At 43.6% G+C, this 17797-nt stretch carries 17 protein-coding genes; 11 read left to right on the forward strand and 6 right to left on the reverse strand.

The window, feature by feature from the left end:
• Positions 1 to 237 precede the first annotated feature (237 nt).
• Together E4K67_RS20825 and E4K67_RS20830 are read right to left on the reverse strand one after the other, a co-directional pair.
• The gene (locus tag E4K67_RS20825) at positions 238 to 963 is read right to left on the reverse strand and encodes a C40 family peptidase (RefSeq protein ID WP_135550226.1); all 726 of its coding nucleotides are present in this window, start codon (positions 961 to 963) and stop codon (positions 238 to 240) included.
• 227 nt (positions 964 to 1190) lie between these two features.
• Complete coding sequence (locus tag E4K67_RS20830) at positions 1191 to 1397, reverse strand: DUF350 domain-containing protein (RefSeq protein WP_420841571.1); 207 nt, start codon at positions 1395 to 1397, stop codon at positions 1191 to 1193.
• Positions 1398 to 1693: 296 nt separating this feature from the next.
• Here E4K67_RS20830 and E4K67_RS20835 point away from each other — a divergent pair, with 296 nt between their 5' ends.
• From E4K67_RS20835 to splB, 8 genes are all read left to right on the forward strand, one after another.
• The gene (locus tag E4K67_RS20835) at positions 1694 to 1981 is read left to right on the forward strand and encodes a phasin family protein (protein ID WP_135550228.1); all 288 of its coding nucleotides are present in this window, start codon (positions 1694 to 1696) and stop codon (positions 1979 to 1981) included.
• A gap of 95 nt (positions 1982 to 2076) precedes the next feature.
• Positions 2077 to 3753: an ABC1 kinase family protein gene (locus E4K67_RS20840; protein ID WP_135550230.1), complete on the forward strand. Its 1677-nt coding sequence runs from the start codon at positions 2077 to 2079 to the stop codon at positions 3751 to 3753.
• A 276-nt stretch (positions 3754 to 4029) separates the two neighbouring features.
• The gene (locus tag E4K67_RS20845) at positions 4030 to 5268 is read left to right on the forward strand and encodes a hypothetical protein (RefSeq protein ID WP_135550231.1); all 1239 of its coding nucleotides are present in this window, start codon (positions 4030 to 4032) and stop codon (positions 5266 to 5268) included.
• An 81-nt stretch (positions 5269 to 5349) separates the two neighbouring features.
• The gene (locus E4K67_RS20850; protein ID WP_135550233.1) at positions 5350 to 6090 is read left to right on the forward strand and encodes an ABC transporter ATP-binding protein; all 741 of its coding nucleotides are present in this window, start codon (positions 5350 to 5352) and stop codon (positions 6088 to 6090) included.
• Complete coding sequence (locus E4K67_RS20855) at positions 6062 to 6814, forward strand: ABC transporter permease (RefSeq protein WP_135550235.1); 753 nt, start codon at positions 6062 to 6064, stop codon at positions 6812 to 6814. Before E4K67_RS20850 ends, E4K67_RS20855 begins: the two co-directional genes overlap by 29 nt.
• A 9-nt stretch (positions 6815 to 6823) precedes the next feature.
• On the forward strand, positions 6824 to 8251 hold the full coding sequence (locus tag E4K67_RS20860) for a sensor histidine kinase (RefSeq protein WP_135550237.1): 1428 nt from the start codon (positions 6824 to 6826) through the stop codon (positions 8249 to 8251).
• Positions 8252 to 8265: 14 nt separating this feature from the next.
• On the forward strand, positions 8266 to 8967 hold the full coding sequence (locus tag E4K67_RS20865; protein WP_135550355.1) for a response regulator transcription factor: 702 nt from the start codon (positions 8266 to 8268) through the stop codon (positions 8965 to 8967).
• 72 nt (positions 8968 to 9039) lie between these two features.
• Positions 9040 to 10083, forward strand: a complete 1044-nt coding sequence (splB, locus tag E4K67_RS20870; protein WP_135550239.1) for a spore photoproduct lyase — start codon at positions 9040 to 9042, stop codon at positions 10081 to 10083.
• Here splB and E4K67_RS20875 read toward each other — a convergent pair.
• From E4K67_RS20875 to E4K67_RS30240, 4 genes are all read right to left on the reverse strand, one after another.
• Positions 10080 to 10766 (reverse strand): LutC/YkgG family protein, encoded by a 687-nt coding sequence (locus tag E4K67_RS20875; RefSeq protein WP_199242611.1) that lies wholly within the window; start codon positions 10764 to 10766, stop codon positions 10080 to 10082. The two genes, splB and E4K67_RS20875, sit on opposite strands and share 4 nt — an antisense overlap.
• Before the next feature lie 44 nt (positions 10767 to 10810).
• On the reverse strand, positions 10811 to 12223 hold the full coding sequence (locus E4K67_RS20880; protein ID WP_135550243.1) for a LutB/LldF family L-lactate oxidation iron-sulfur protein: 1413 nt from the start codon (positions 12221 to 12223) through the stop codon (positions 10811 to 10813).
• Positions 12220 to 12948: a (Fe-S)-binding protein gene (locus tag E4K67_RS20885; protein WP_135550245.1), complete on the reverse strand. Its 729-nt coding sequence runs from the start codon at positions 12946 to 12948 to the stop codon at positions 12220 to 12222. The genes E4K67_RS20880 and E4K67_RS20885 overlap by 4 nt, the downstream gene beginning before the upstream one ends.
• Positions 12949 to 13172: 224 nt before the next feature.
• Positions 13173 to 13343 carry a hypothetical protein gene (locus tag E4K67_RS30240; RefSeq protein WP_199242612.1) on the reverse strand — a complete coding sequence of 57 codons (171 nt, stop codon included), beginning with the start codon at positions 13341 to 13343 and terminating at the stop codon, positions 13173 to 13175.
• 252 nt (positions 13344 to 13595) lie between these two features.
• Between E4K67_RS30240 and E4K67_RS20890 the strand changes: the two genes are divergently transcribed.
• Genes E4K67_RS20890 through E4K67_RS20900 form a run of 3 tightly spaced genes read left to right on the forward strand, consistent with a single transcriptional unit; the run spans position 13596 to position 17792 of the window.
• Positions 13596 to 14192 carry a TetR/AcrR family transcriptional regulator gene (locus tag E4K67_RS20890; RefSeq protein WP_135550247.1) on the forward strand — a complete coding sequence of 199 codons (597 nt, stop codon included), beginning with the start codon at positions 13596 to 13598 and terminating at the stop codon, positions 14190 to 14192.
• Positions 14193 to 14231: 39 nt separating this feature from the next.
• Positions 14232 to 16619 carry a 3-hydroxyacyl-CoA dehydrogenase/enoyl-CoA hydratase family protein gene (locus tag E4K67_RS20895; protein ID WP_135550248.1) on the forward strand — a complete coding sequence of 796 codons (2388 nt, stop codon included), beginning with the start codon at positions 14232 to 14234 and terminating at the stop codon, positions 16617 to 16619.
• A gap of 15 nt (positions 16620 to 16634) precedes the next feature.
• Entirely contained in the window at positions 16635 to 17792 is a 1158-nt protein-coding gene (locus E4K67_RS20900; RefSeq protein ID WP_135550250.1) for a thiolase family protein, read from the forward strand.
• The last annotated feature ends 5 nt before the right edge of the window (positions 17793 to 17797 follow it).

Raw genomic sequence — 17797 nt, forward strand, 5'->3', positions numbered from 1 at the left:
ATTTTATACGCGCTCGTTGAACTTATGATTGAGATGGTCAATTGATATTCCTATTGAAATTTGGATTGAAGAATGACTGAATAATAAATACATAGAAACATAATCTATGTTACTTGTTATTTTTCCCGTTAAAACTAATCCCCACCCTAGCTGTTGGCGAGGTGGGGATTAGTTTTTAACCACGCGTGGTGTCTGATGCACATATATTATTTAGGGAGCAGGAATTGGGTTTAATAGCTATAATATACTTCTCGCTCCAAGGTATGCGGATTTCCAATAAGTTCCCAGTGTATAAATGGTTACACCTTTAGAGCTAGAAGCGTTGATAAATTGTCCACTACCAACATATATTCCAACGTGATCAACGACGCCATTTTTAGCTAAAGAAAAGAAGACTAAATCGCCCGGTTTTAGATTACTAAAGGAGACAGAAGTGCCCACTTTATATTGATCACGCGAAACTCTGGGGAGATTAATACCATTTTTAGCAAAAACGTACTGAACAAAACCTGAGCAGTCAAAACCTGATGGTGTGGTCCCACCGTACAAATATTTAACCCCAATATATTGTTTACCAGTTGCAATAATTGCACTCGCCTTAGATGTTTGTGCCGGTGCGGTAGCAGAGGTTAACGAAGTTGATGACCGAGAAGGTTGGGGGGATACCTGTGCTTTTGGGGTCACAGGACGATTTTGTACTACTGGGGCAGATGTAGTGGGGGGAGGAGTACTAGCGGTAGAGGTCGTTTCGAGTTCTGGTGTATTTTTTACTTCGACAGGTACAACAGCTTCTGCTGTTTGAATAGCTTTAGGGTATAGATCTCCCATTGCTTTCTGAATTGTTTTGGCGGAGGAATCACCTTCTACTGTCGTAGGGACTGCTGTGATGATTATCACAAGTAAGAATGCAGAAACGACGGGTAGAAAGAGAAACGTGCCCATTTTATTGAGTATGGTTTTCATTTTTATCCATCCTTTCTTTGTAGGGAGCGGAATATCATGGACCCACAACTAACAACTGGTATTATACAGTGAAGTTGCTTCCTAGTATAACGGATAGATGCAGGCTTGTCTTTGGTCGAAATATGGTAGGTATGGGAAATTCTATAAATTTATTTGTCATAGTTTGAAAGAGATACGATAAAAAGGTCTCTACTTTTTACAAGTAGAGGCCTTCTAAGTAGGGGTAATTAAGCTGCGACGACTTTGGATACAATAATAGCTATTCCAATCAATAAACCAGCAATTACGATCGCGACTGAAATGTTGTTGTTTCCAAGCTCCTTGTTAAAGTCCAACGGGACTAACTTGGCAAATAAGATATATCCGAGAATGAGAATGACTATTCCAAGTAGACCAAACAGAGCACTCAAACCTAAGTTTATTAAGATAGACATCAGAATTCCCTCCTGTGATTTGGACATGTGATAACTTAATTTATCAATATGCTAATTGTTACGTGGCTAGAATATTTTACAAATTTAAATGAGGAGTTGTTATCCAATGGCAACGGTTTAATCCTATATGAGCAAAAGCTTGCGAATTCTTAAATAAGTTTATCCATTTTTGTAAACAACTATTATTGAAGCCGAGAATAGTTAGACGAGTCGACTCATTTTTGATTATAATAAGTATAGTCAACAGTAATTTCTATTAAGGGCTAATGAATAAAAAGATAAGGGGGAGATCTATCATGAAAGATCTAATTAACAAAGGACTGGCTTTTGGCTTGGGATTAGCGGTGGTTAGTAAGGAACAGATCGAGAAACTTGTGGACGAGTTAGTTAAAAAGGGGGAAGTTTCTGCTGCTGAATCCAAGGATTTAATGCGTGAGCTGCTTGAAAAGGGGGAAGCGGAGAAGAAAGAGATGAATACCCGTATTCACGAGCAAATGGAGAAGCTTCTCAAGGAGTTGAATATTCCAACTAGAGCGGACCTGGAGCGCTTGGAAAAGCGTATTCAAGACTTGGAAAACAAATAGGGGGTAAATTACCCCCTACCCGGGAAGACGTAAGGGCAATTCAGAATTGCCCTTACCCCGGAACTACGAACCTCGAATAAAGGGGACGCTTTTTTATGTTTGGAAAAAGGATACGTCATATTAAACGCTATCGAGATGTCGCTAAAGTCCTTACTCACCACGGGTTCGGGTTCTTTGTGGAAGAGATGGGACTTTTACATATGCTTTCCCTGCCCAAACGGCTCTTCACCGACACGGAGAAGATTGATCCTATGACGTTCGGGGAGCGAATACGCCAGGTCATTGAAGAGCTTGGTCCGACTTATGTCAAGATTGGGCAGATTGCGAGCACTAGGGCGGACATCATTCCGGAAGATGTTCTAAAAGAACTGGAAAAACTCCAAGATAACGTTCCCTCATTTTCCTTTGATCAAGTCACTAGAATTATAGAAGAGGAGCTCGGCGCCCCTTTGGAGGAAATTTTTTCTTGGATTGATGAGGAGGCGATTGCTGCTGCCTCCATTGGACAAGTACATCGTGCTCAGTTGCGGACTGGGGAACTGGTGGCGGTTAAGGTGCAGCGTCCTCAGATCAAGGCCATGATCGAAACGGATTTGGAAATTCTTCTGGATTTGGCCACATTGGCGGAACATCGTATGGAACGCATGGAACGTCTTCAATTGCGAGATGTTGTCGAGGAGTTTGCCAAGTCGTTGCGCAATGAGCTGGATTATAGTATTGAGGCTAGAAATGCTGAGAAAATAGCCAAACAGTTTAAGAAGGATCCGAAGATTCACATACCCTCGATTTATTGGGATTACTCAACTCGAACTGTTTTGACGATGGAATTTGTGGATGGACTGAAACTCAACCAGTTTGAGGAGATTGAAGAAAAGGGGTATGATCGAAAAGTCATAGCTGAACAACTCGTTCAAGCTCTCTTTCATCAAGTCTTAATTGAAGGGTTTTTCCATGCTGACCCACATCCAGGAAATATCTTCCTTCTACGGGGCGGAGTGGTTGCGTTTATCGATTTTGGCATGGTTGGAAGACTCACCTTAGATATGAAGCAAAATTTTGCGTCCTTGGTCATTGCTATGATGCGCCAAAATACGGAGAGTATGATTAAAGCGGTATTAAGAATTGGAATTGTTCCGGATGAGGTCAATCTGCGGCATCTGACCAACGATGTAGACGAATTACGGGAGATGTATATTGATGTCCCGATGAGTCGTATTAGTCTGGGTGAGGCGATTAGTGACCTATTCAAAGTCGCCTTTCGTCATCGGATCCGCATTCCCTCAGATTTCACCTTACTGGCAAAGTGTTTGCTGACCCTGGAAGGGATCGTGGAGAAACTCGATCCTCAACTTAGTATCATGGATATGGCTGAACCGTTTGGTATTCAGCTCCTTAAAGAACGCTACAGACCCAGTACGATTGCGGGGCGGATATGGCATAATCTCACAGATTATAGTGATGTTTTAGTGGATCTTCCGAAACAAATGAAGGATTTAATGCGAAACTTAATGCGAGGAAAGATTCGCTTTGAAGTCAGTGTGCCTGAGCTTGATATTTTTCTAAGAAAATTGGACCGTATCACGAATCAGATTTCTTTTAGTATTGTCTTACTCTCGTTTAGTATCGTTATGGCGGGGATTATTATCGCGTCGGCGTTAGGCCACCAGCCCATCGTACTTTGGCAGATCCCAGCCATTGAAGTAGGGTTTGCGACGGCTGGCCTCATGTTGCTTTGGCTGTTTATCTCAATTTTTAAATCGGGGAAGTTTTAATAATGATGCCGAAATCGGTGATCAGTTATAGTTTGGGGCTGACCAAGTTAACTTGGCCGGTCCCTTTATGATGTAGTCAGCTTTGTAGCCGTGCGAAAGTCCGATTTTGACGAATATTATGCTATACTCTTAACAAAAAGAAGTATTTCGAAGTAATTCCACGTCTCACTGGAAGACAGTTTATAATTTGTTTATAAATCGTTTAGACAAAATCAAGACACGACTGCTAGAATAGATTTAAGGAAGCTTCCTTAAAATAGTTAAGGGGATGTATGGATGAAATTTAAAAAGAAAACAGCGATGCTAGTAAGTTTTACATTAGGAACCCTGTTGGTTGCGTCTACAGCCCTAGCAGACATCGCAAATAAAAGTGGGTATGACCAGTTAAAGGATGCTCTTAAAGTAACCGCTGAGCAGAGCAGCGAAAAATTTGACAGTTTTACATTGGACTTTTCAATGGCCATGAAGGACAATGGAAAAACACTGATGACCTCCAATGAAGTCGCGAAGCATGACAGAAGTAAGGGGGCTTCGGAAACTATTTCGTCTGGAGAAAGTTTAAACGGAAATAAGAACAATTCCAATTACTACTCCGATAAGAAGACGATGATTCGGGTTTCCGAGAGTGATCCTACCTACTATGTGACTGAGTTTACCAAGGAAAGAACAGAAGACCCCTTTGACAATCCTTTCAAAGAAGATGGTGCAGACGACATTGAAAAAATTGCGGACGCTATCGTCGGGAGTCTGAAAGACCACGTGGTAGTTACGGAAAATTCAGATGGGAGTCTTGGATTTGCAGGTTCTCTGACTGAGGTGCAAATCCCATCTTTGGTCAATGCTGTCGCTTCCTATTCATTGAAACAAGAGTTTAACGGCAATCAAGACAACATGCCTCATCTCACGAAGGACGTTTTTGTCAAAGAAGTAAAAGGAACCGCCAAAGTCAACAAAGACGGCGTGATGGAGAACATCTTAGGGACCGCAGTGCTGTCTGGTAAAGATAAGCAAGGAACGGTACATGAAGTAACGATTGAAGTTTTAGCTAAGCTGTCGGGTATAAACTCCACCACAGTCACTAAACCCGATCTTACGGGGAAGAAAGTAATTAAAAACATCGCCAAGAATGAAAATTCAGGGCCTGAAATCTCTAATCCGGAAAAATTTGTCGGCAAGTTTAGTAACGACATCCTGCTTGAAAAAGACAATAAGTTCGTCAAAGCTGGAGAGCGAATAATTGAAATTACGCAGATAGATAATAAGACGGTTGTAGGGCGGTATTACGAGGAATATAAGCCTGGATTTGAAGAATACGCGACCACTCAACGTAATTTTGAAATTGATGCCAAAATGTCAGACAAGGAAAATTCTTCAGGATATGATTACACGACGAAATCCGGTAGTAAGGGAGACCTTTTCATTGATGAACATTCAGCGAAGATATATGTAAATGGGATTACTCAGTCAATGAGTGGTTTGATATTTAATTCGGAATTTAGTCCAGATGTAGAGTAAGAGTGTTTATAAATCAACGGTTAGATGATTGCTGCCGGGTTAATTCCCGGCAGTCGTATTATTGTCCTAGGGAGGCAAGACATGGAAAAAATTATTGAAATTAAGAACCTGACCAAATTATATGGAAATGGCCGGGGAATTAAGGATATTAACTTGGACATCTTTAAAGGGGATATTTTTGGTTTCCTTGGACCGAATGGGGCAGGGAAGACGACCGCAATGAAAATTATGACAGGACTCGTCAGGCCGGAGAGTGGGGATGTGAAAATCTTCGGCCATAGTGTGATGGAAGAATATGAAATGGCGATGGAAAAGGTTGGCTGTCTGATCGAAATCGCAGAGGCTTACTCCTATCTTAGCGCCTTTGATAACCTGAAGCAGTTGGCTCGATACTATCCCGATGTGGATCATCAACGGATTGATGAGGTCCTTGAACTAACGGGAATGATCAAGTACAAGAATGAAAAGCCCAAAAAGTTTTCTCTTGGAATGAAGCAGCGTCTAGGTCTCGCGGCAGCTGTATTATCCCGACCTAAGGTCGTTATTCTCGACGAACCACTGAATGGTCTCGATGTCGAAGGAATGATCGATATTCGCAAGATGATTAAGTATTTAGCGGAGCAGGAACAGACCACATTTTTCATATCGAGTCATCTGATCCATGACGTAGAGTTGACCTGCAACCGCATTGGGGTAATTTACGATGGAAAAATACTCAATGTCGAGAGCACACAAACTATATTGAGCAACTATGCAACATTAGAGAATTATTTTGTAAGTGAGGTAGAGAGAAATGGCCGTGTTTCAAGCTGCGCTCGTTAATGAAATCGAGAGGCTAATTAAAAAGAAAAAGGCCTTGGTGGCCGTTTTGCTTTCTCTAGCTGTGATTGTCATTGGGCAATTGGGTATAGTAGGGGTGAGAAGCGGCTTTGGACTTAGAGGGGCGGGAAGTGTCGAATTCCCAATGCTCGTACTGTCAGTGGTTGTCAACACCATCCTGCCGCTTTTTACGGCCTTAGTTGCGATTGATAGTTTCTCAGGGGAGTTTAGTCAGAATAGTATGCGCATCACACTGACTCGACCTGTGAGCCGCTTTAAGATCTTTAGCGCCAAAATCACAGCCATCGTTCTATTTATCTTGGCCATACTACTATTATTACTCATCTTTTCGATGTTGGCGGGGTTTATCTTTAATACTAATTCAGCGAGCTTGGATTCCTTGGCGAGGACCGTATTCTCCTATATTGTGAGTTTGCTTCCGATGGTTGTTTTGGCTTTAGGTATTGTCCTCTTAGCGAATGTCTTTAAGAGCGGAATATCCGTCTTTTTTGTATCCATCTTGATCTTTATTGTTTTGAAAGTGCTGGGAGTGGTCTTTTCTCAATATTCCAGTCTATTCATGACGACCCAACTTGACTGGTATAATCTATTTCTGGTTAACTCTTTTCCGCTCGGGAAAATTGTACGCCAGTTCTTGATCATGATAGGATCTGGTATAATGCTATTTACAGCAGGGTTTTACTTATTTGATAAGAAGGAATTTTAAGGTGATGTCATGAACCTGAAAAAACGTTTGATTTTAGCTAATGCTTCGACAGTAGTCATTCCCATGCTGATTACTGTCTTAATTGCGTTGGCTGCTTTTTTTGTTTCCGGAAAATTATCTGGTCATGATATATCGTTTGAAGACTACCAAAGGTTGTCTCAGATCAAGTTTGAGCTATTAAATAGTCAAACGAGTATTTTGCAGCGCACACCTGAGGTTGTAGAGGAAGAGCGCTTTCAACAACATCTGCAGGATCAACTTGCTGGAATTAATGGAGAACTTTTGATAACTAAGGAAGAAAGGGTGATTTTTTCCTCACACGATTTCAGTAAAATCGACGTGGCTAAGTTTTTGGAAGCAGGGAATAAGACGGGGAGAAGCGAACCAGTTATTATTGGTGATGTTTCTTATACGGTTCAAGTGATTAGTCTCAAGTTTAAAGAAGGCTCCCCTGGAAATGTATTTTTACTGGTGCCCCTGAATCGATCGACAGCTAACCTTACAAGTTTCCTAGTGCTTATCTGTGTTACGTTCATCTTAACGTTTATGTTGACAAATATCGTTGTTTCCTATCAATTTTCTCGTAGTATCTTAAAGCCACTACATAATCTACAAAGCGCCGCGGCTGAAATTAGTCGAGGAAATCTTGATCGCTCGATTGTAGAAGAAGGGGACCAAGAGATTCAAGCGTTGTGCCGCGATTTCGAACTCATGCGTATTAAGCTAAAAGATTCGGTGCACACTCAACTCAAGTATGAGGATAATCGAAAAATGCTTATTTCCAGTATTTCCCATGATTTAAAAACTCCAGTAACCTCAATCAAGGGATACGTTGAAGGGATTTTAGATGGAATAGCAAATACGCCTGACAAAACAGAACGCTATTTAAAAACCATAGACTTAAAGGCTCGACAAATCGACCAAATGATTGATGATTTATTGCTTTATGCTAAGCTCGATTTAAACCAGATTCCCTTTAATTTTGAGAGAACGGATATTGAAGAGTATTTAATGCTTTGTTTACTAGAGAGTGAACCAGAATTGGAAACCAGTAATATCAAGGTTTCGTTTCATAATGAGCTCCGTCAAAAACAACATGTCTTGTTAGATCGGGAGAGAATGAAACGCGTGATTATGAACATCCTTGATAATTCTTGCAAATACATGAGTAAAAATGAGGGCGAATTAAAAATCCTGCTGAGAGACACATCTACTAGCTTGATTATTGAACTGCGTGACAACGGTTCAGGGATCAGTGAAGGGGATTTACCGTATATTTTTGATCGATTCTATCGGTCAGACGCAGCACGAAGCAAAGGCAGCGGCCTGGGGCTGGCTATAGCAAAGCAAATTATAGAAGGTCACCAAGGAAGAGTATGGGCTGTTAGTCACGGGGAGGAGGGGACCAGTATCATGATCTCATTAAGTAAAGCATGATACTGGGCGAATACATGAAAAAGAAGATTTTGATTATTGAAGACGACGCTAGCATCGCTGAATTACAGAAAGATTACCTTGAAGTTGCCAACTTCGAAGTTATCGTGTGCGCCAACGGATTAGAAGGTTTAAGAACGCTTCAAGAAAACGAATTTGATTTATTAATTTTGGACATCATGCTTCCCGGCATGGATGGTTTAGAAATATTGCGAATCATGAAGGAAGACAAAGATATTCCTGTTCTCTTAGTTTCAGCTAAAAAGGAAGAAATCGATAAGATTAAGGGGCTAAGCCTTGGTGCGGATGATTACATCACGAAACCTTTTAGTCCTGGTGAATTGGTCGCTAGGGTAAAAACGCATCTGGAAAACTACGAGAGGTTAAAACATCGCTTCAGCGAAGGGGCTAAAAAAGGTAATAGCATGATTATTCGAGGGCTTAAAATAGAGAAAGACTCACGAAGAGTTTTTGTTAGTGGACAAGAAGTAAGCCTAGCGCATAAAGAGTTCGGCTTACTCTTATATTTAGCGCAAAATCCTAATAGAGTGTTTGGGCGTGAGGAATTATTCGAACGTGTCTGGGGCTTAGAAGCTATGGGAGATTCGGCAACTGTCACAGTCCATATTGCCCGGGTACGCGAGAAAATCGAAATTGATCCATCTAACCCCCAATACGTGGAAACTGTGTGGGGCGCTGGGTATCGCTTTAGGGTGTAGAAGAGTATGAACTAAGTATGAGAAGTTTTAGTTTGGCACCCATGGGGCAACCTAAAACTGAGGTGAAGGAAAATGTCCTTAGAATTCATACCTAATCGCGTATTTTATGAGCCCGGTGTCCTTGATTATCCCTTAGGGAAAACCTTAGTACAGCGTTTTCAGAACATGGGAATATCGATGAGTCCTACTACCTCTCATAATCGAATTACAGGGATTCCCGGTGATAGCGCAGCTGCTGCGTATCGGGAAGCTAAGCGAGCGTTGGTGATCGGAGTACGTCGCAGTAAGACATTCCAATCGTGTAAACCATCTGCCCATTATCAATTGCCACTGGTCACTAGTTGCCCAGGCATGTGCGAATATTGCTACTTGGCCACCACGTTAGGAAAAAAACCTTACGTACGAGTTTATGTCAATCTCGAAGAGATCTTAGGCATAGCGTCAAACCTAATTCAGGAACGACTACCAGAGATTACTCAGTTTGAAGGAGCCGCAACCTCAGATCCGATTCCGGTCGAACGCTATACCGGAGCCTTGAAAAAGACGATCGAATTTTTTGGACGTGAACAGAATGGTCGCTTCCGCTTTGTCACGAAGTATACGGACGTAGAGAGTCTACTCGAGGCCAGACATGAAGGACATACTCGTTTTCGCTTTAGTCTGAATTGTGCTGAGGTCGTGCAGAAGTATGAACATGGAACTCCGTCTCCAGAAGAACGGATTATTGCCTCAGGTAAAGTGTTAAACGCTGAGTATCCTTTAGGCTTTATTATCGCGCCCATTTTTCGGTTTCCAGGGTGGCAAGAAGCCTATCGTAGGCTTTTGGAGCGCTCGGCGGATGAAGTGGTGAAAAGGGCTCCGTTAGGTTGGTCCTCTGAGCAACTGTCATTAGAGTTTATCTCGCATCGCTTTACTGCGAAAGCTAAAGCTAACATTCTAGAGGTCTTTCCAAACTCCACCTTACCCATGGAAGAGGAGGAACGAAAGTTTAAGTACGGTCAGTTTGGTTATGGAAAATACGTCTATCAACCAGAGGAGATAAAGGAAATGAAGGAGTTTTTCCAAGAGCAAGCTAAGGGGTATTTCCCCTTAGCCCAGGTGGAGTATTTTATCTAATCGCTAATTAACACCACATAAACTTCTATCGGTCCATGGACTCCAATGGATAAGTCCATTTCAATATCCGATGTTCGACTAGGGCCCGAGATCATCTCAATGGCTGAGGGGGGAACTCCTAACGATATAAGTTCTTCAAGGACCTCGAAGAGGTTATCCCGAAGTTTAGAGGCCTCAATAAACGTGAGATGCCTTGGTGGAAGCAGGCTTATAGCTCGTCCACGTTGAGGGCTGCTGTTGACCACGAGTGTGCCGGAGAGAGCAATTCCCCAATCCGCTCCAGTCACGCCAAGTTCTGCTTGAGAAGCGAGCAAATAGCGATCGCGTGGTTTTTTGGCTGCTTGGGTATAGCGGGCAAGGGGCCATTCTAATGCGGCAAACGCTGACTCCGCGATGGTGGGGAGCATATCCCAAGCCACGATGGCTTGATCTTTATTCGGGCAGGTTGATTGTTGCTCGCCAAACCATTCCGTTAGGCACAGTACTGTATCCTCGTGTGAGTTAACGATAGCTCCTTTGCCACCTAAGGCCTGCCAATTGTTCATGAAGTTCGAAGCTCGTTCCTTAGATTCTGATAAATGGAAGTGTGGAACGTCGATAGGAACATATTTCGGTGGTTCGGTGGGGGTTGGGCGCCCTAGTTTTGACGATAGTTGACTAATGAATTCATTTATATGGGTCAATACTCTCACCTCATTTTTACACAATTGAATCATAATTTAAATTACTACTTTTGATTTACCTCGGACCACATTTGCATGAATGATTTAGGAGCAACCTTGGGAAGGGTACGACTCTTCGTCCAGTTGGAAAGAGGTGCGGGACCGCCGGTGATGCGTCCATTCCGAACGAATGGAAATTGGAGACGAGAACCGAGTCGAAGTGCTCTGCGCAAAGTCTTTTCATGGGTGAAAAAGTAGCGATAGGCTTTAAAGATTTGTTGTTCAATTTTTGGGGTGTGTCCACTAAGCGTTTTTCGCGCTCGAAGTTTTACGAGTAGATCATGGAGTGGGATGCGTACGGGGCAGCCCTCGGTGCAAGCGCCACAAAGTGAGGAAAAGAAGGGGAGGTGTCCCCATTTTTCCCAATCATTTTCCAAGAGTGGCGTGATCACAGCGCCTATCGGACCAGAATAAACAGACCCATAGGCGTGCCCACCAATTTGGCGGTAGACTGGACATACGTTAAAGCAGGCTCCGCATCGGATGCATTTTAGCGCCGTTCGAAAGGTTTTGTCCCCGAGCATTTCTGAGCGGTTGTGGTCGAGAATCACGAGATGGAATTCTTCGGGACCATCCGCATCCGGTGCTCGTTTAGGTGGGGTGAGGATGGTTGTATAGCTAGAGAACCTCTGTCCGGTTGCGCTCCGAGCGAGTAGATTGAGCATCACGTCGAGTTCTCGAAACGAGGGAACGATGCGCTCCATGCCCATCAGTGTGATTTGAACGCGTGGTAGGGTACTGACCATTCGCCCATTTCCTTCATTAGTAACCATGACGATGCTACCAGTATCCGCCACGGCAAAGTTGCACCCAGTGATTCCGATATCCCCTTGGAGAAAGCGTTCACGCATTTGAAGGCGCACGAAACGCGTTAAAGTTGGGGTGTCAGAGGTCAAGGGGTGACCCGCAATGGGTTCGAATAAATCGGCAACCTGTTGGCGCGTTTTGTGCATTGCAGGAACAATAATATGAGAGGGGGGCTCTCCGGCAATTTGAATGATATATTCCCCGAGGTCTGTTTCGATGACAGTGGAGCCATCCTCTTCCAACGCATGATTGAGATGGATCTCTTCCGAGATCATCGACTTAGATTTGATCACGTTTTTAGCGTCATTATCCTGTACAATTTTTCTCACGAACGAGACAGCATCGGCTGGGGTTTTGGCAAGATGAACATGCCCGCCCTGTTTTTCGATCTGCCCGATGAGCTGTTGTAAATAATAATCCAGATTAGCGACGACGTGGGTACGGATGGTATCCCCGGCATGACGCCATTTTTCCCAATCGCCTAGTTCTTCAGTAGCTTTATACTTGTTATTTCGCAAACGGTCGGTGGCTCTACGTGTGGCTAGACGCAAGAAATCATTGGCGAGAGCCTCATCCACGCGTTGATCAATAGTTGGGCTGTACATAGTCATGGCTTCATTCCCTCCCCCAGTAACTGAATGATATGCATGGTTTTCACGGGCTTATTGATCTTTTCGAGATAACCTTTAATATTCATAAGGCAGCCCATGTCCATTCCTAAGAGTAAATCTGCTCCTGAGTCGAGAACGTGTTGGGCTTTTTCGGCAACCATCGCCCCAGAAATTTTGGGCATCTTAACTGAAAACGTTCCTCCAAAACCACAACAGAGTTGAGCCTCAGGTAAAGGAACTAGTTCCAAGCCTTTGACATGTTTCAAGAGGGTTAAGGGTGCATCCCCAATTTCCAAAAGCCTTGTAGCGTGACAGGAGGGATGATACGTAGCTTTGGCAGAATAGCTAGCACCTAGATCAGGTTTCTTCAAAACATCAACGACAAATTGGGTGAATTCATAACTCTTTTGGATGAGATCATTCGCCTTTTTGAGATATGCGGGTTCTTTCTCAAAGAGCATAGGGTAGTATTCATGAATCATGGCAATACATGATCCGCTTGGCCCTACTACGATTTCGCTGTGTTCAAAGGAATCAATCAGCGTACGAGCGACTTCTCGAGCATCATCAAAATAGCCGGAATTAAAAGCTATTTGTCCACAACAGGCTTGTCCTTCGGGTACGTCTACGGTATTCCCCAAGTATTTAAGTATTTTTGCCATTGTCATGTCCATTTCAGGATATAAAGCATTAGCTAGGCAGGTAGCAAAGAGAGAAACTTTCATAAACACCATCCCTTCGTGCGGTAAGCTATCAGAAAACCTCTAGTTGTTATATGAATAGTATTTCCTGATATAGCAGTTTTTGATGCGGTTGAATGTGGGGATAATTAAAAAGAGAAGTGGTTGGCCAATGGGCCTACCACTTCTCTTTTCGACGTATTAGACTAGTGCTACTAGCGGTACTACTGATCTGTGTATAAATATGCTAGTCGTGTATTTCCCCAAGATTATCCCAAGATCGGAACATTCGGTTCATTGTACCAAAGGGAGATGACAGTGGCTGTACCAGTACTCTGAGTGATGTTGACTACCTTGATCCAGCTGTTGTCCTCTATCCATTGATTTATTTCCTTATCTAAAATTCTAGAGTCTGGGGAACTGAAAATCTTGACTTTCATGCTTATTCGTCCTTTCTGTGGGCTTGTATCTAATCTAATCATACGTGAGTCCCAATGATTGTCAAGATTGAAGGAAGGCCTAGCAAACATTAAGGAAAAGAGGAATAAAGGATTAAATAATAAAAACAGTTAATTCACTAAAAAATACTGAAAAATCTATTTATTTTTATGAATGTCTATGATATGATGATTTTACTGAATGAATGAGTATTCATTCAAAGGCATTAATTACTAAAGGGGTGTGTTGATGTCATGGAAGCGCAGCGCGAGGGTAAATTCGATCGAATTCTCGATGCTGCCATAGATGCTTTTGCAGAATCGGGATTCTATCAATGTCCGGTATCAAGAATTGCCCAGTTAGCGGGCGTAGCTGAAGGGACGATCTATCTATACTTCAAAAACAAAGAGGAAGTCCTTATTCAGATTTTTCAGGAACGGATGGGTGCCTTTATCACAAATATGCGCGGAGAACTTTCGCGTGAAGAAACAACCGAAGCTCACTTGAGGACGATTGTTAGATTACATTTTTCCTATATGGAACAAAACCGGTCGCTTGCCATCGTGTCTCAACTGGAGCTTAGGCAGTCTAATCCGCGTATTCGCCAAGCCATTAACGGTCCTTTATTGGAGTATTTTCATCTCATCGAGGAGGTGATCCAGCAAGGAATTGAACGGGAAGAAGTTCCCCAAACTGATCCATGGGTAGCTCGTCAAATGATCTTTGGGTCTTTAGATGAGGCCACAACCGATTGGGTGTTGGCTCGTAATCCGCGGACCCTCATGAGTGCTGTTGAGCCATTGTTAACTTTATTTAAAGGCGCACTTCGGTTAAAAAACCGGACGATATAAGAAGAGGTGCCGATGAACAGAAACGAGAGGAGGATGGAAATGCAGATTCATAAAGTAGCGGTAATAGGGTCAGGTGTAATGGGGAGTACCATCGCAGCACATTTGGCCAATGCCGGAATCCCGAGCCTGTTACTGGATATTGTCCCTTCCAAATTATCTGCTAAACAAGAAGCAGCAGGATTGACTATGGAGGATCGCAAGTTTCGAAATAGTATTGCCGAATTGAATATGACTAACCTCAAGAAAATGAATCCCGCCCCATTTTTTGTTCCTGAATTTGCGGATCGGATTGAAATTGGAAACTTGAGCGATGATTTAGGTCGCTTAAGCGAGGTCGATTGGGTAATTGAGGTTGTTGTGGAACGCCTCGATATCAAAGTGGAGCTCTTTAAAAAGATCGCCGCGGTTGTTCGTCCAGGGACGATTGTCAGTTCGAATACCTCTGGAATTTCCTTAAAGTCCATGGTTGAGGAGTTACCAGAGAGTTTTACCAATTATTTTTTGGGAACGCACTTCTTTAACCCTCCACGCTACATGAAACTCTTGGAAATTATTCCTGGGCCTAATACTAACCCGGAAATAATTACATTTTTATCTGATTTTGGAGAGAGGGTCTTAGGAAAAGGCGTTGTTATAGCCAAAGATACCCCTAATTTCATTGCAAATCGCATTGGCGTCTTCGGCTTAGCTGCAACGCTTAAGGAAATGCTCCGTTCTGGCTTAACCGTCGATGAAGTGGATGCCTTGACCGGACCAGTTATGGGACGTCCGAAGAGCGCCTCCTTTAGAACGGTTGACCTTGTTGGATTGGATACCTTTATCCATACCGCCAATACTGTAGCCGTGGGAGTACCAGCGGAAAAAGACAATTTTACACTACCTGAGTTTATGCAAACTATGTTGACCAATGGTTGGCTGGGAGATAAGACAAAACAAGGCTTCTATAAAAAGTCTAAAGGGCCACAAGGTAGAGTCATCGAAGTTCTCGATCCACATACGATGACCTATGTTCCGAAAAAAAGTGTTAAATTTGCTTCCTTGGATAAAGCCAAAGCGGCAGGAGGATTGACCGAGAAAATTCGTACTCTAGTCAATGGAAAAGATGCTGGAGCAGAGTTTGCTTGGAATGTCTTAAAGCCAGTGCTACTTTATGCGGCGACAATCGCTAAAGATATTGCCGATAATATTGCTGGAGTCGACGAAGGAATGCGTTGGGGTTTTAATTGGGAAATGGGACCATTTGAACTTTGGGATGCTCTTGGAGTTAAAACTATTGCTGACCGCGTTATCGCTGAAGGGGGAACAATCCCTCCCCTAGTCGAAGAATTACTCGCTAAAGGGAATGAGCGTTTCTATCAGAAATCAGAATCAGGTCAAGTCTCCTATTTCGAGAATGGAGAGTATCTAAAAAAAGCGATCAGCCCGTACTCGTTTTCCATTAAACAAGCTCACAAAGATGGCAAAGAAATTTTGAGTAATGCTGGAGCAAGTTTGATTGACCTTGGTGACGGAGTAGCGTGTTTGGAATTCCATTCTCCGAGCAACTCCATTGGCGCGGATATTTTGAACATGATTCATAAGTCACTAGCGGAAGTTGAGAAAAATTATCTAGGAATGGTCGTCGGCAATCAAGGGAAAAACTTCTGCGTGGGTGCAAACCTCATGCAAATTCTCCTAGAGGCTGAAGAAGAAAACTGGGATGATATTGACCACATGATCCGTGAATTCCAGAATGGAACCATGGCTCTCAAATTTGCCAAAAAGCCAGTCGTCGCGGCACCTTTCGGGATGACTCTTGGCGGTGGAGCAGAAATTTGCCTCCATTCCCACGCAATTCAAGCCTCTTCGGAAACCTACATGGGGCTAGTTGAACTTGGAGTTGGCCTAATTCCTGGTGGTGGTGGGACTAAGGAAATGGCCGTGCGAGCAATGGAAGGTGTTCTTCCTGGCGTGCAAGTAGCTCCTGATTACTTCTTTGCCAAACGCTTTGAAGCAGTTGCTATGGCTCAAGTTTCAACAAGTGCGGAAAAAGCCCGTCAACTTGGTTTCTTGCGTGACCATGACCGTTATAGTATGAACCCAGAGCATGTCATATTAGATGCTAAAGCACGAGTCATTGACTTAGCTCGTAACTTTAGACCTAATATTCCAACAAAGGTCAAGATGGGCGGAGCAGGGGTTCGTGCCACCTTGGAGCTTGCCCTATACGGAATGTATGCGGGGAAATATATCTCAGAGTATGACATGCATCTAGGTAAGAAACTAGCGTATGCCATGACTGGTGGAAATCGTCCGGCAGGAATGCTCGTGGATGAGCAGTATCTCTTAGATCTCGAACGAGAAGCTTTCATGAGCTTAGTCGGCGAAGCTAGGACCCAGGATCGCATCCGCCACATGCTCGCCAAAGGCAAGCCATTACGGAATTAGGGGGGGAAGAAAAGCATGCAACAGGCCTATATTATAGAGTCCAAGCGGACAGCTATCGGTAAAGCGGTCAAAGGTTCCTTAGCACAGGTTCGTCCGGATGATTTAGGTGCTTATGTTATACAAAATATTCTTAAAAGGGTCCCTGCTCTCAATCCAGTGGAGATTGATGACTGCGTGATCGGTTGTTCGTTCCCAGAGGGAGAACAGGGGATGAATGTAGCCAAAATTATGGCAATGCGCGCTGGGCTGCCGTTTGACGTTCCTGGTGTCACGGTTAATCGTTTTTGCTCTTCAGGAATTCAAGCGATTTCTATGGCAGCAGACCGGATTCGCCTAGGCGAAGCGGACGTTATGATCGCTGGCGGAGCAGAGAGCATGTCTGTAGTTCCATTAGGTGGTTCGAAACCAGCACCTAATCCTTACTTAGTGGAAAATATGCCAGAAGCCTATGTGTCTATGGGTATTACCGCTGAGAATGTGGCCAAAAAATATGAAATCACCCGTGAACAGCAGGACGCTTTTGCAGTCTCAAGCCATCAGAAAGCTTGGGCGGCTCAGACTAGCGGGCGCTTTGATGACGAGATCGTGCCCGTTCTTCTCCCTAGTTGGGGAAAACCAGGTGAAAAATGGTTTACAAAAGATGAAGGAATTCGCGCGGAGACTACGCTAGAATCGCTGGCGAGACTCAAGCCCGCCTTCCTGAATGGCGGCACGGTAACGGCAGGGAACTCGTCCCAGACCAGTGATGGTGCAGCAATCACTCTCCTGATGTCAGAACGAAAAACACTAGCCCTGGGGCTTAAACCTCTAGCCGTCTGGCGTGGCTTTGCAGTAGCTGGCGTAGAACCAGAACTGATGGGCATTGGGCCGATCAAGGCCATTCCTAAGGTGTTAAAACAAGTTGGCTTGACCCTGGCGGATATTGATTTATTCGAGTTAAATGAAGCTTTTGCCTCACAATCGCTGGCGATCATTAAGACGCTGGACCTTGATATTAGCAAAGTTAACGTAAACGGTGGAGCTGTGGCCTTCGGACACCCACTCGGTTGTACTGGAGCAAAACTTACGGCTACTCTCTTAAGTGAAATGACTAAGCGAAAGCTGAAATATGGCATAGTTACCATGTGCATCGGCGGAGGAATGGGAGCAGCAGGGGTCTACGAGTTACTCTAGGATCT

The organism is Desulfosporosinus fructosivorans, from assembly GCF_004766045.1.
GTDB lineage: Bacteria > Bacillota > Desulfitobacteriia > Desulfitobacteriales > Desulfitobacteriaceae > Desulfosporosinus > Desulfosporosinus fructosivorans.